11 protein-coding genes and 1 riboswitch are annotated in these 13,489 nt (G+C 70.3%); of the genes, 10 read left to right on the top strand and 1 reads right to left on the bottom strand.

Going from position 1 to position 13,489, the window contains the following annotated elements; all coding sequences use genetic code 11:
* Nucleotides 1-44 precede the first annotated feature (44 nt).
* From ACFHWY_RS18390 to ACFHWY_RS18400, 3 genes are read left to right on the top strand one after another with little or no spacing between them, the layout of a single operon-like run.
* Nucleotides 45-1,733 (top strand): hypothetical protein, encoded by a 1,689-nt coding sequence (locus tag ACFHWY_RS18390; RefSeq protein ID WP_416581434.1) that lies wholly within the window; start codon nucleotides 45-47, stop codon nucleotides 1,731-1,733.
* Nucleotides 1,733-2,809, top strand: a complete 1,077-nt coding sequence (locus ACFHWY_RS18395; RefSeq protein WP_416581435.1) for a hypothetical protein — start codon at nucleotides 1,733-1,735, stop codon at nucleotides 2,807-2,809. The genes ACFHWY_RS18390 and ACFHWY_RS18395 overlap by 1 nt, the downstream gene beginning before the upstream one ends.
* Entirely contained in the window at nucleotides 2,806-3,831 is a 1,026-nt protein-coding gene (locus tag ACFHWY_RS18400; RefSeq protein WP_416581436.1) for a hypothetical protein, read from the top strand. The genes ACFHWY_RS18395 and ACFHWY_RS18400 overlap by 4 nt, the downstream gene beginning before the upstream one ends.
* A 54-nt stretch (nucleotides 3,832-3,885) precedes the next feature.
* Here ACFHWY_RS18400 and ACFHWY_RS18405 read toward each other — a convergent pair whose 3' ends face one another.
* Nucleotides 3,886-4,554 carry a DUF2306 domain-containing protein gene (locus ACFHWY_RS18405; protein WP_416581437.1) on the bottom strand — a complete coding sequence of 223 codons (669 nt, stop codon included), beginning with the start codon at nucleotides 4,552-4,554 and terminating at the stop codon, nucleotides 3,886-3,888.
* Nucleotides 4,555-4,716: 162 nt separating this feature from the next.
* On the opposite strand from ACFHWY_RS18405, the gene ACFHWY_RS18410 reads away from it, so the two are divergent.
* The 7 genes from ACFHWY_RS18410 to ACFHWY_RS18440 all read left to right on the top strand — a co-directional run bounded on the left by ACFHWY_RS18410 (nucleotide 4,717) and on the right by ACFHWY_RS18440 (nucleotide 13,361).
* Nucleotides 4,717-5,844 carry a sensor histidine kinase gene (locus ACFHWY_RS18410; protein WP_416581438.1) on the top strand — a complete coding sequence of 376 codons (1,128 nt, stop codon included), beginning with the start codon at nucleotides 4,717-4,719 and terminating at the stop codon, nucleotides 5,842-5,844.
* Between the two features lie 8 nt (nucleotides 5,845-5,852).
* The gene (locus ACFHWY_RS18415; protein ID WP_416581439.1) at nucleotides 5,853-6,527 is read left to right on the top strand and encodes a response regulator; all 675 of its coding nucleotides are present in this window, start codon (nucleotides 5,853-5,855) and stop codon (nucleotides 6,525-6,527) included.
* 107 nt (nucleotides 6,528-6,634) lie between these two features.
* Entirely contained in the window at nucleotides 6,635-7,633 is a 999-nt protein-coding gene (locus ACFHWY_RS18420; RefSeq protein ID WP_416581440.1) for an NAD(P)-dependent alcohol dehydrogenase, read from the top strand.
* Between the two features lie 147 nt (nucleotides 7,634-7,780).
* Nucleotides 7,781-8,413 carry an HNH endonuclease family protein gene (locus ACFHWY_RS18425; RefSeq protein WP_416581441.1) on the top strand — a complete coding sequence of 211 codons (633 nt, stop codon included), beginning with the start codon at nucleotides 7,781-7,783 and terminating at the stop codon, nucleotides 8,411-8,413.
* A 191-nt stretch (nucleotides 8,414-8,604) separates the two neighbouring features.
* Nucleotides 8,605-9,438 (top strand): class I SAM-dependent methyltransferase, encoded by an 834-nt coding sequence (locus ACFHWY_RS18430; protein ID WP_416581442.1) that lies wholly within the window; start codon nucleotides 8,605-8,607, stop codon nucleotides 9,436-9,438.
* Between the two features lie 150 nt (nucleotides 9,439-9,588).
* Nucleotides 9,589-9,797, top strand: a riboswitch (cobalamin riboswitch).
* Between the two features lie 145 nt (nucleotides 9,798-9,942).
* Complete coding sequence (locus tag ACFHWY_RS18435) at nucleotides 9,943-12,315, top strand: ribonucleoside-diphosphate reductase subunit alpha (RefSeq protein WP_416581447.1); 2,373 nt, start codon at nucleotides 9,943-9,945, stop codon at nucleotides 12,313-12,315.
* Entirely contained in the window at nucleotides 12,312-13,361 is a 1,050-nt protein-coding gene (locus tag ACFHWY_RS18440; RefSeq protein ID WP_416581443.1) for a ribonucleotide-diphosphate reductase subunit beta, read from the top strand. Before ACFHWY_RS18435 ends, ACFHWY_RS18440 begins: the two co-directional genes overlap by 4 nt.
* The last annotated feature ends 128 nt before the right edge of the window (nucleotides 13,362-13,489 follow it).

Raw genomic sequence — 13,489 nt, forward strand, 5'->3', positions numbered from 1 at the left:
GTCGTCAGACGGCGCGGTCCAACGGGAGAGGGACGGTTCTGCGGGTGTGGCTCGGGGCTGACAAGAAGGAGTTCGAGGCGTTCCTCGACTCTGCTTCTGTTTACTGGCGTAAGAACCTGGGGGCCACGCAGTCCCAGAACTACCTCCTCGTCGAGGTGTTCCACCAGGACATCAGGGTGGCGATGCGTAACCTGGCGGTCGCCAACGCGATTCGGCGGATCGTGCCTGCCCAACTCGTGGTCGTCACCGGCGTGGAGCAGATGTGGCACGAGGCGCTGTGGACCGAGTTCGACGTGAGGCTGGTGGAGCGGGTCGCGCAGGCGTACGGCGCCAGCGAGGTCATCGACCTTTACCGCCTCGTCGAGGGGCCGGCCCGCTCCGCTACGGCCGGCGTCGTGCCGGTGGAGCTGTTCGGGCGGCCGATGCCCCCGGGCGCGGCGATCAGCGAGGAGACACTGGAGGAGTTCGTCAGCGCCACCTACTGCCGGGTGACGAAGCGGCCCCGCGCGCCCGAGGATCCCACCGTCGACCCCCGGTACCGACGGCGACAGGCACTGGCCCGGTCGATCTCGTCGGTCTACGACGCGCTGCTGGCTGGCGGGTCGGCGGTGGCGCTGGTGACCAGCCACGTCGACTACGACCACTGGGGGCTGGCGGTCGACTCCGCCCGGCGTGCCGGCGTACCTGTCGTGCACACCCAGCAGACGGGATGTCTCAAGGCGTACGCGCTGTTTCCCGAGACCGACACCGGTGCGCACACCTTCCGCGGTGAACTGACCCACCAGATCGGCGACTTCTTCGAGCAGCGGGTCTGGTCGCGTCGTGACGAGGTGCGGCGCAACGCGGAGTTGGTCGCCTGGCGGTCGAAGGTCAACCTGGGCCGGCCGAGCTGGTGGCGGGGTGGTGCCAGCGCCTCCGTCGACATCAACAACAGCGACGAGCGGGCCCGTTTGCGTACCCACTTCGCGGCGCGCCTGGGGTTCGACCCGTCGCGGCCGGTCGTGGCCGTTTTCAACCACGCCGTGTCCGACGCCCCCGGCACGAACCACCAGTCCTTCCCCACCCTGGCCGACTGGTTCGAGGAGACGGCGCAGTTCGCCAGTACCTCAACCGAGGTGCAGTGGCTCTTCCAGGACCATCCGAGCCAGTTCCGGTACGACAGCACCGACTTCTTCGCCTCCGTCGCCCAGCGGTACGCCCGACATCGGCACATGGTGTTCCAGCCCAGCAAGGATCTCAGCAAGAACGGCCTGTGGAGCCTCGTCGACTTCGGCGTGACGGTCCGCGGCAGCGTGAGCAACGAGCTTCCCGCGTACGGCATCCCGGTGCTCCAGGCCGGGTGGTCCGAGTGGAGCGAGTGCGGGCTGTCCACGGTGGTGAACGATCCGGAGACCTACTGGAAGGCGCTGGACGGCGCGATATCCGCGATGCTCAACGGCGAGGACATCATCTCGGCTGAGCAGGTCGAGCGGGCGCGGCTCTGGCTGTGGTTCTACCGCAGCGCCACGGACCTGTTCACGCCGCAGGTGCCGCACTGGGAGGTCTGGCCCGCCGACTACCTGCTCAGATCGGTGCGGACGGCGTTCCGGCACATCGAGAGCGACGCGGATCCGCTCTTCGAGGCCGTCGAACGGATGTGGAACCGTCAGGAGCCGGTGCTGACCCGGACCGACCTGCGGGTGCCCGGCTTCGAAGCGCTGGATGCCACGCCCGGACCCGGAGGTGTCCGGTAGTGGCGATCGGTGCCTGGTTCGCCACGGAGTTCGACGATCCAGTTCCGACACGTGAGCTTCCCGCGGTGTTCGCCTCGGGCGGTGATCCCGAGGTGCTGGTCGCCGACCAGATGGCCCGGGGGATCTCGATCGTGGGGCGCGTCCAGGGCGCGTCCGGGGCGGTCGTGCTGAAGCTGCGCACCGGTGGCCGGCCGGTCCGCGTGCGGGTCGATCTCCATGTCGACGGGGCCTCGCAGTCGGCCTGGTCCCGGGTCGCGGCACCGACCCGGGGCGACCGTGAGCTGCCGCGCCTGGTCATGGTGAGGGCACAGGGCACGGCCCGGGCCGCGGCCCTGATCAGCCGCCAGCGAGGGCGGCTGCGGATCGTGGAGGCCCACGCCTGGGTGGAGTTTGACCTGCGCGCCGACGAGGTGGGCGAGGACGGGCTGCTGATCATCGAGCTGGCGGACGCCTCGCTCCCGGACTGGGCGGTGGCGTCGCTCAGCCCATTGGCGGCGGTCGGCGTACGCCTCAACCAGGTCGAGGTCACCGCGATCTCCGACGGCGACGAGGCGGGCTCGGTGCGCCTGGCCGGCGCGCCCGCGCAGTGGGCCGGCCTCGTCAGCGCCGGTGGACTGGTGGGGGCACGGGGCCGTGGCCAGGGCCATGCCCGGACCCGGTTCGTCGTGGTCAACGCCGACGCCAGGTCCGTCCGCTGCGGCCTGTGGACCGCGAGCGCGTCGGCGCCGCCGGCGGCGTTTCGTCAGCCCAGCCAGGGCTGGCTGCGTCGTCGACAGGGACAGACCGTGCTGAAGGCATTCCGGGTGGCGCGGCGCGGAGCGGGCCAGGCCCTGTACGAGGCGTCGCCGTTCACCCGGGCGCCCCACCCGGACCACCTGGCGGTGCGGGCGGTCAACCTGCTCGGCGGTACCGAGGTTCCGGTGAGCGTGGCGGCGCGGGCGTCGGACGCGCTGGACGTGGTGGTCGAGCGGACGGCCCCCGGACCTGTGCTGATCGGGCTGGTCGACGCCGAGGCCACCGCGTTGCGGCGACGGGTGTCCGAAATCGTCTGCCAAGTCGTCGAGGTGCAGTGGTGACCGGTACCGACCATGGATCGCACGACCTGGTGCTCACCCAGGACGCGGCGGTTAACCAGGAGAAGATCGAGCGGCTGCTGGCCGCCGAGCCCGGCGGGACCGTCCGGCTGCCGGCGGGCACCTACCCGCTCGCCCGGGGAATCGTTCTCGGCTCCGGTTGGACGCTGGCCGGTGCGGAGCCCGGCGACGGGTCCGTGACGACCTGGCTGACCTCGGCCACGCCGGACGGCCAGCCCATCGTCCAGGTGCTCGGCTCACAGGTGGTGGTCGAGAGGCTCGGCTTCCGCCCGCCGCCGTGCTCACCCGGCGAGCACGGCGGTGACCGGGGCACCGCCATCACCATCGGCAGCTACCTCTACCCGGCCGAGGCACAGTGGATCGAGGGCATCCAGGTTCGGCAGGTCCAGGTCGAGCGCCGTGACACCCGGGCCGCGAACTGCATCGCGGTGGTCGGGGCGGTACGCGACGTGGCCATCTCCGACGTGTCGATCGCGGGTGGTTGCACCGGCGTCGCCGTGCACTGGGGTGCGGTCGGTGCGGGCGTCGACTCGATTGTCGGCCCCTCCTACCACCCGCACCACCTCACCATCTCCGACCTGCGCGTCTCTGACGCCTTCGAGGGGTTCTACCTCAGCTCCGTGCATGACGTCGAGGTGGACCGGGTCCGGCTGTCGGACGTCGAGATCGGCTTCCGGCTGCTGCCCGGGGACAACACCGACCGCTTCCACTCCTCGGCTGGCAACCAGGTCGGCCAGCGGATCCGGGTGTCAGACGCCTGGGTGTCCTGGAACGGTCCGCTGTACGCGGTTCGCATCGCGGGCTGGGGGCGCAGCGAGATCGACCACGCGATCCGGGTGCTGGAGTACCGGGACGTGCTGGTGGAGGAGTGCACCCTGGTGCCGCTGCCGCTCGCCGGGTCCGGGTCCGCCGATCCGCTACGTCCGCGTTCGCCCGTGGTCATCGAGCAGGCTCCCGGGGTGGTCCTGGACAGGATCCGGATCGACTCGCGGCAGCGTGGCTGACTGCTCATCGGCGGTGGCGACCGGACGCTCGCCTGCTCGACCGAGGCCGACCTCTCAGCCGACCGGGGCGACCGTCACCCGCACCGGTTGTCCGGTGCGGACCGGCAGGCGCCGGATGATCCATTCCGCGAGGGTGATGTTGATCAACCAGGCGGCGGCCATCGTGCCGGTCTTGCTCGACATCGTCAACGGACCGACCGCACCCATCCAGGCCACCTGCGTGAGGAACTGGGTGCCCGCGCCCACGCCGATCGCGTAACCGCGGATCATCCAGGCGCGGTGCCGGGCGAAGTCGCGTTGCCGGACCGCCACGAAGCCCACCACGATCGACATGGCCATGACCACGCTGACCACCACCCGGATGGCGGCCAACGCATCACCGTCGAGTTCGGCGCGCGGCATGAACAGAGTCAGCCACAGGCCGGTCAGCGCGGTCAGCAGTCCGAAGGGGATCAGCAGTCGTCCCGCGGCCCGGTGCCAGCCCGGACGTCGGCGGCGGAAGCCGGGCGCGAACTGGAAGGCGCCGAGGAAGCTGAACACGGTGACGCTGACGATGTGCACCACCACGGGTACGGGTGCCGACGCGATCCGGTCGCCGTCGGGCAGCACCGGGGCGCCACCGGCCAGCTCGGCGAGCCGGAGGCTGCCGGCGATCACCGGGACGGCGCTGAGCACCAGCAGGCCGGTGGGGATGAGGTAGTTCGACCTGGCGGAGGACCTCATGGCGGTCACGTCCCTTCGTGTTGTTCGTGCGGCACCGATCCTCGCGCCGGCTGCGCCGGGACTCATCGCAGCGCGGGCCAGAACCTCCTCAGCCGATGGTCGGTGGCACCGGCCGTACTTTGGGCCGGTCCGCTCGCCGCCCGCGCTGCGTACCATCGGGGCGTGCGCGAGCTTCTCCGCTCCGTCTGGGCCGAGCCCGGTGCCCCGGACCCGCCGGCGCCGCGTTGGCGGGACCGGGTGCTCGTGGCTGTGGTCATGGCGCTCGCGACCCTGGAAGGTCTGCTGCGCACCGACCTGCTCACCCCGACCGCTTCCATGGTCACCGCGTTGGCGCTGGCACCCACCCTGTTGTGGCGCCGGACCAGGCCGCTGCTGATGGTGGCGATCGTCTTCATCGCCACCGGGGTCGTGCCGCTGTTCATCGGCCACGAGCCGGAGCTGGCCACCATGGTGTACGTGCTGTTCCTGCCGTATGCGCTGTTCCGCTGGGGGTCCGGCCGGCAGGTGGTGGTCGGCGCGGCGCTCATCCTGGCCAAGATCGGCCTGTCGGTGCCCTTTGGTCATGTCAGCCCGGCGGACGCGCTCGCCGGCTGCGTGGTGATGTTCGCGGCGTTCGCCCTGGCGATCGCGTACCGGTACCGGGCGCGGCTCTGGGCTCGCGGGCTCGACCGGGCCAAGCTGCTGGAACGGGAGCGACTCGCCCGCGACCTGCACGACACGGTGGCCCATCACGTCTCGGCGATGGCGATCCGCGCGCAGGCCGGCATCGCGGTGGCGCAGGCCCGGCCGGACGCCGCGGTCGACGCGCTGCGCGTGATCGAGGCCGAGGCGAGCCGGGCGCTGGCCGAGATGCGCACGATGGTGCGGGTGCTGCGCCGTGCCGAGCCGGCGGAGCTGGCGCCGAGCCCAGGCATCCCGGATCTCGCCCGGCTGGCGAGCCGGTCGTCGCCCGGCCCCGTGGTCGACGTGCAACTGCACGGCGATCTCGACGGCATCCCGTCGACCATCGGGACCGCGATCTACCGCCTCGCGCAGGAGTCGATCACCAACGCGCGGCGGCATGCCCGGCACGCGACCCTGATCGAGGTCCGGGTCGCCGCTGACGCCCGGTCGGTACGCCTGCGGGTCAGCGACGACGGCGACGCCAGTTCGATCTGGCCCGGCGGGTTCGGCATCGTCGGCATGGCGGAACGTGCCGGACTGCTCGGTGGCACCTGCGAGGCCGGACCCGACGCCGATCGGGGTTGGACGGTGTCCGTGGCGTTGCCCCGCGCGTTGACGGCCGCATAATCGCGGGTATGGCCATCCGCGTGGTCGTCGCCGACGACCAGGAAATCGTGCGTACCGGTTTGACGATGATCCTCGACGCCCAGCCCGACATCGAGGTCGTGGGCGAGGCGGCCGACGGTCGCCGGGCCGTCGAGGTGGCACAGCGCCTGCGCCCGGACGTGTGTCTGCTCGACATCCGGATGCCCGGTGTGGACGGCATCGAGGCGACCCGCCGGCTCGCCGGCCCGGCGGTCGCCGAACCCCTCGCCGTCGTCGTCATCACCACGTTCGACCTCGACGAGTACGTCTACGCCGCGCTCCGCGCGGGAGCGCGCGGGTTCTTGCTCAAGGACGCCGGCACCGCCCTGCTCGCCCAGGCCGTGCGGGCCGCCGCCGCGGGTGACGCGCTGATCGCGCCGAGCGTCACCACCCGGCTGCTCAGGGCGTTCGCCGACGCGGGCCCGGCCGCGCCGCCGAGGCAGCCGGTGGACACGCTCACCGCCCGGGAGGAGGAGGTGCTCGTCGCCGTCGCGCGTGGGCGTACCAACACTGAGATCGCCCACGAGCTGTACATCAGCCTCAGCACCGTGAAGACCCACATCGCCAGCCTGATGGGCAAGATCGGCGTCCGGAACCGGGTCGAGATCGCCATGTGGGCGTACGAGACCGATCGCGTCCGCAAGGGCCTGGGCCGGCAGATGTAGCAGCCGGACGCCGTACTTTCGGTCGGCGCGGCTCGTGCTGTCGACCGGTGTGGACACGGCCCGCACGCCGACGACAGGCGTCGACCGCGAGTGCCACCATGACCGGCATGAAGGCGATGGTGCAGCAACGGTACGGCCCACCGGACGTGTTGCGACTGGAAGAGGTCGACCAGCCGGTGCCGGCCCGGCACGAGGTGCTGGTGCGGGTGCACGCGGCCTCGGTCAACGCGCGGGACTGGCACGTGTTGCGGGGTGACCCGTACCTGGCGCGACTGGCCCTGCCGACGGTGTTCGGCCCGCGCGGACCCAGGCAGCGGATACGTGGTACCGACTTCGCCGGGCGGGTCGCGGCGGTCGGCTCCGACGTGGACCGGTTCCGCCCCGGCGACGAGGTGTACGGCGACCTGGGCGACGCACATGGGGCGTTCGCCGAGTACGTCTGCGCTCCCGCCGACGGGATCGAGTTCAAGCCCGCCAACCTCAGCTTCGCGCAGGCGGCCACGATGCCGTTGGCCGGCAGCACCGCCCTGATGGGTCTGCGGGACCTGGGACGCCTGCGGGCCGGCCAGCACGTCCTGATCAACGGTGCCTCGGGTGGGGTGGGTACGTTCGCCGTCCAGATCGCCAAGGCGTTGGGGGTCGAGGTGACGGCGGTGTGTAGCAGCAGAAACGTGGGTCTGGTGCGGTCCCTCGGCGCCGACGTCGTTGTGGATTACACAGTGGAGGATTTTACCCGCCTCGGCCGGCGGCACGACGTGGTGTTCGACCTGGTGGGCAATCGGCGGCTCGGCGAGCTGCGGCGGGCGCTGGCGCCCGGCGGGACGTTGGTGCTCTCCGGCGGGGGGAGCTTCCGGGGCCGCCCCGGGATCGTCGGGCCGATGGCCCTGATCATCACCGGGCAGGCGGTGGCCCGCCTCGTCCGTGAGCGGATCGTCGTGCTCGGCACGCCGCCGAGCCGAGAGCTGCTGGCGGGGCTGCGTGAGCTGGCGGAGTCCGGCAGGGTGACCCCGGTCATCGATCGCACCTACCCGCTCGACGACGTAGCCCAGGCGATCCGGTACGTGGAGGGCGAGCACGCCCGTGCCAAGGTCGCCATCACCGTCTGAGTCGAGTGTCTTCACACGGCGTTCACGGCGAAGTTCGCCGGACGGGGATCTATCGATCGCGATGTCTGTGACACTTCAGACCGTCCCTGCCATGCCCCTCGTCGGGATCCCCACCCGCCGTGGCAGGAGACAGTCAGGAGTCGACCAGTGGCTCGCGTACGCAAGGCCGCCTTCGCATCGGTGGCCGCCGTCGTCCTGTCCGTCATGCTGGCCCCGCCGCCGGCCCAGGCCACCCCGCCGAACATTCCCTCGCACAGCACGGCGGTGAGCCGGCTGAACTCGCTCACCGTCGCGGCCGAGTCCCAGCAGTCCAGCTACAACCGCGACCTGTTCCCGCACTGGATCACCATCACCGGCACCTGCAACACCCGGGAGCAGGTGCTCAAGCGTGACGGCAGCAACGTCACGGTCGACTCCAGCTGCTATCCGACCGCTGGATCCTGGTACAGCCCGTACGACGGGGTCACCCGCACGAACCCGGCGGAGATCTCCATCGATCACGTGGTGCCGTTGGCCGAGGCGTGGCGGTCCGGGGCGTGGTCCTGGACCACCTCGCGGCGGCAGACCTACGCCAACGACCTCGGTGGCCCGGAGTTGTGGGCGGTCACCGGCAGTGTCAACTCCTCCAAGGGTGACAAGGACCCGGCTGCCTGGAAGCCTCCAGTTGCCGCCTTCCACTGCACCTACGCGCGGGCCTGGATCCAGGTCAAGTGGTACTACGGTCTCTCCGTGCAGAGCGCCGAGAAGTCGGCGTTGAGCACCATGCTCAACACCTGCTGAGGCGACCTTCCGCCGGTCCTCCGGCTGGTACCTGCGGCGTGGACGGGTCGCCATCGGTGGTCCGTCCACGTTCGGGAGCGGTGAGCCAAACTATCGGTTAGGATTTTCATATTCATTGGTGGTGCGGCCGGCCGCACCACCACCCGAACCGTGACCCCGCTCCGGCCGGCACCACGACGAGGAGGTCTTCGATGACGAACGCTGCTGCGCAGGGCTCGGTCGCCGAGGTGTTCGAGTGGGCGGCCCCGACCTACGACCGCACCGGGGTTTCGTTCTTCGGCCCGCTCGGTGCCGAACTTGTCCGGCGTGCCGGCATCCGGCCGGGTGACCAGGTCCTCGACGTCGGCTGCGGCCGGGGTGCGGTCCTCTTTCCGGCGGCCGAGGCGACCGGACCGACCGGGCACGTGACGGGCATCGACCTCGCCCCCGCCATGGTCACCCTCACTGCCGGGGACGCCGCCCGGGCGGGCCTGAGTCAGGTCGCCGTGCTGGTGGACGACGCCCAGCGGCCCGACTTCCCGCCCCGTAGCCTCGACGCCGTCCTGGCGGGCCTGGTCGTCTTCCTGTTGCCCGACCCGCAACAGGCGCTGCGATCCTACGCGCGGCTACTGCGGCCCTCCGGCCGCCTGGCGGTCAGCACCTTCGCGGCCCAGGATCCGGCGTTCGTCGCCGCCATGGCCGCACTGGCGGCGCATCTGCCGGCCGACCAACCGCGACCGACTTCCCCGGACCACCTCTTCGCCGACGAGACGAGGACCGGCGCGACGATGGCCGCGGCGGGGCTCACCGTGACCGAGGTCGGGGAGCATCGGATCGAGAGCCGGTTCCGCGACGTCGACCACTGGATGGAATGGTTGTGGTCGCACGCCGGTCGGGCGCTGCTGGGGCGCGTGCCGGCCACCCGGTTGGACGCCGCGACGGCCGACGCCGCGCGGGCGCTCGACGATGCCCGCACCCCCAACGGCGACCTCTGCTTGCGAACAACCGTCAGGATCACCGTGGCCACACCCGCCGCGTCGATCTAGGGCTGATCGTTACTGGTCGATCGCCGGCAACGACGAACTGCCCTAGATCGACGCGGCGGGGTCAGCTGTGTCCAGGTGGGGCATGTGATCTCCGTTGCAGGGACACGCCGACACGACATCTGGTGTCTTGCGCTATCGGGTGGCCCATATATGGTGTCACTAGTAGCTGGTTCGGGCGTCCATCCAGGGCGGCCGAGGCAAGAGGGAATCCGGTGCGACACCGGAACTGCCCCGCAGCGGTGAGTGGGAACGACCGCCGTCACCAAGCACTGGACCCGCCAGGTCTGGGAAGCGACGGCCAGTAGACGCGAGCACGACGCCCACGAGTCCGAAGACCTGCCAGCTCGCCGCCCGCGCTCGCGGGCGGCGGCCAACGGCCGCGCGGGACGGCCAACGCCACCAACCGGGTACGCGCCGTCAGAGGTGCACCCGGTGGCGTTCCCCTGCGCGTCCGAGGCCTCCACCAGACGGCGCGAGGAGAGAGACGTGACGGTCGTGCAGGAGATGGCGGCGTCCGGACCAGGTGTGTCGGAGCAGCGCCGGCACGCGATGCAGGTCCGCAAACGCAGCGGCGCCACCGAGCCGGTGGACGTCAACAAGATCGTCCGTGCGGTGGAGCGGTGGGTGGCCGACCTCGGCGAGGTGGACCCGCTGCGGGTGGCAACCAAGACCATCAGCGGCCTGTACGACGGCGCCACCACCGCTGAGCTGGACAAGCTCTCCATCCAGACGGCCGCCGAACTGATCGGCGAGGAGCCGCAGTACTCCAAACTTGCCGCCCGGCTGCTGGTCGCGTACGTGGACAAGGAGGTACGTGGGCAGCAGGTGGCGAGCTTCAGCCAGTCGATCCGGTACGCGCACGGCCTGGGGCTGATCGGAGACGACACCGCGGGGTTCGTGGCCCGCCACGCGCGCAAGCTGGACGACGCGGTCGACCTGGACGGCGACCTGCGGTTCGAGTACTTCGGTCTGCGGACGGTCGCGGATCGGTACCTGCTGCGGCACCCGGAGACCCGCCTGGTGGTGGAAACCCCGCAGTACTGGCTGCTGCGGGTGGCCTGCGGGCTGTCGCAGACGCCGGGCGAGGCGATCGGATTCTACCGGCTGATGTCCAGCCTGGCCTATCTGCCGAGCTCACCGACGCTGTTCAACTCGGGCACCCGGCACACCCAGATGTCGTCGTGCTTTCTGGTCGACTCGCCACGCGACGAACTCGACTCGATCTACGAGCGTTACCACCAGGTGGCGAAGCTGTCGAAGTTCTCTGGCGGCATCGGCATCTCCTGGGCGCGGGTGCGCGGTCGCGGCGCGCTGATCCGGGGGACCAACGGCAGGTCGAACGGCATCGTGCCGTTCCTCAAAACGCTCGACGCGGGCGTGGCGGCGGTCAACCAGGGCGGCCGGCGCAAGGGCGCGGCCTGCGTCTACCTCGAACCCTGGCACCCCGACATCGAGGAGTTCCTCGAACTGCGCGACAACACCGGCGAGGAGTCCCGGCGCACGCACAACCTGAACCTGGCCAACTGGATTCCGGACGAGTTCATGCGGCGGGTCGAGGCGGACGGTGACTGGTCGCTGATCGACCCGTCCGACGCCCCCGAACTGCCCGACCTGTTCGGCGACGCCTTCGACGAGGCGTACCGGGCGGCGGAGAAGAAGGCCGTCCGGACGGTCAAGGCCCGGGATCTGTACGGGCGGATGATGCGTACCCTCGCGCAGACCGGCAACGGGTGGATGACGTTCAAGGACGCCTCGAACCGGCTGTCCAACCAGACCGGCGCGCCCGGCAACACCATCCACCTGTCCAATCTGTGCACCGAGATCCTCGAGGTCAACAGCGACACCGAGACCGCGGTGTGCAACCTGGGGTCGATCAATCTGGGAGCGCACGTCAGCGCGGACGGCGTCGACTGGGAGCGGCTGCGCGCCACCGTGCGCACCGCGGTGGTGTTCCTCGACCGGGTGATCGACATCAACTACTACCCGGCCGAACAGGCGGCGGCGTCGAACCCGCGCTGGCGTCCGATCGGGCTCGGGCTGATGGGGCTGCAGGACGCGCTGTTCATCCTGCGGCTGCCGTTCGACTCGGCGCCGGCGCGGGAGCTGTCGACCCGGGTGCAGGAGGAGATCTTCCTGACCGCGCTGGAGACATCGGCCGGGCTCGCCGAGCGGTCCGGCCCGCATCCCGCGTACGCGCAGACGCGGGCCGCGCAGGGCAGGCTGCATCCGGACCTCTGGGGTGCCGAGGTCACGCAGATGCAGCGGTGGGCCGCGCTGCGCGAGACGATCGCCGTCCACGGCCTGCGGAACTCGCTGCTGGTGGCGATCGCCCCGACCGCCACGATCGCCTCGATCGCCGGCTGCTACGAGTGCATCGAGCCACAGGTGTCGAACCTGTTCAAGCGGGAGACGATGTCCGGGGAGTTCCTTCAGATCAACACCTATCTGGTGCGTGAGCTGAAGGCACGCGGGCTGTGGACGGCGGCGATCCGCGAGCAGATCAAACGGGCCGAAGGGTCGGTGCAGGGCATCGCCGAGTTGCCGGCGGAGGTGCGGGAGCTGTTCCGTACCGCCTGGGAACTGCCGCAGCGGGCCCTGGTCGACCTGGCCGCCGCCCGTGCGCCGTTCATCGACCAGTCGCAGTCGCTGAACCTGTTCATCAGCGCGCCGAGCATCGGCAAACTGTCGTCGATGTACCTGTACGCCTGGAAGTCCGGGCTGAAGACCACCTACTACCTGCGCTCGCGTCCCGCGACCCGCATCCAGCAGGCCACCGTCGCCGTCACCCCGACGGTCAAGCCGATCGTCGCGGTCAGCGACGAAGAGGCGTCGGCCTGCTCCCTGGAGAACCCTGAGAGCTGCGAGGCATGCCAATGACCGCCGTCCCCGGAACCCGCACCAACACCACCGACCCGCGTGCCCGGAAGATGCTGCTCGACCCGGGCATGGACCTGACGCTGCGGCCGATGCGCTATCCCCACTTCTTCGACCGCTTCCGCGACGCGATCAAGAACACCTGGACCGTCGAGGAGGTCGACCTGCACTCCGACCTGGCGGACCTGTCCCGGTTGTCGACGGCGGAGCGGCACCTGGTCGGCCGGCTGGTGGCGTTCTTCGCCACCGGCGACACCATCGTCGCCAACAACCTGGTGCTCAACCTCTACCAGCACGTCAACAGCCCGGAGGGCCGGCTCTACCTGTCCCGGCAGTTGTTCGAGGAAGCGGTGCACGTCCAGTTCTACCTCAACCTGCTCGACACCTACGTGCCCGACGAACAGGACCGCTTCGAGGCGTTCGCCGCGGTGGAGAACATTCCGTCGATCCGGGGCAAGGCCGAGTTCTGCTTCCGCTGGATCGACTCGATCTACGAACTGCGCGAGTTGCGTACCCGGGAGGACCGGCGGGCGTTCCTGCTGAACCTGATCTGCTTCGCCGCCTGCATCGAGGGGCTGTTCTTCTACGGGGCGTTCGCCTACGTCTACTTCCTGCGGTCCCGGGGGCTGCTGCACGGTCTGGCCTCCGGCACCAACTGGGTGTTCCGCGACGAGTCGATGCACATGGCCTTTGCCTTCGACGTGGTCGACACGGTGCGCCGCGAGGAGCCTGACCTCTTCGACGAGGAGTTGGCCGGCCAGGTGCGCGACATGCTGGCCGAGGCCGTCGAGTGCGAGGTGCAGTTCGCCGAGGACCTGCTCGAACAGGGCGTGTCCGGTCTGTCCCTCACGGACATGCGCGAGTACCTCCAGCACGTGGCCGACCGCCGGTTGGCGCAGCTGGACATGGCGCCGCTGTACGACTCGAAGAACCCGTTCGCCTTCATGGAGTTGCAGGACGTGCAGGAGTTGTCCAACTTTTTCGAGCGGCGGGTCTCGGCGTACCAGGTTGGCGTCAGCGGCAGCGTCTCGTTCGACGACGACTTCTGACCCACCCCGCTCCCGTCGATCTAGGGGCAGTCGTCGTTTGTCGATCTCTGGCGACGGCGATAGCCCCTAGTACGGCAGCCGCCTTTCGTGAGGTGACCTCGGGTCCCGCCGGAACGAGGACGGCCACC

Origin of the sequence: Micromonospora sp. LOL_024, from assembly GCF_048060415.1 — a bacterium.
Taxonomy (GTDB): Bacteria; Actinomycetota; Actinomycetes; order Mycobacteriales; family Micromonosporaceae; genus Micromonospora.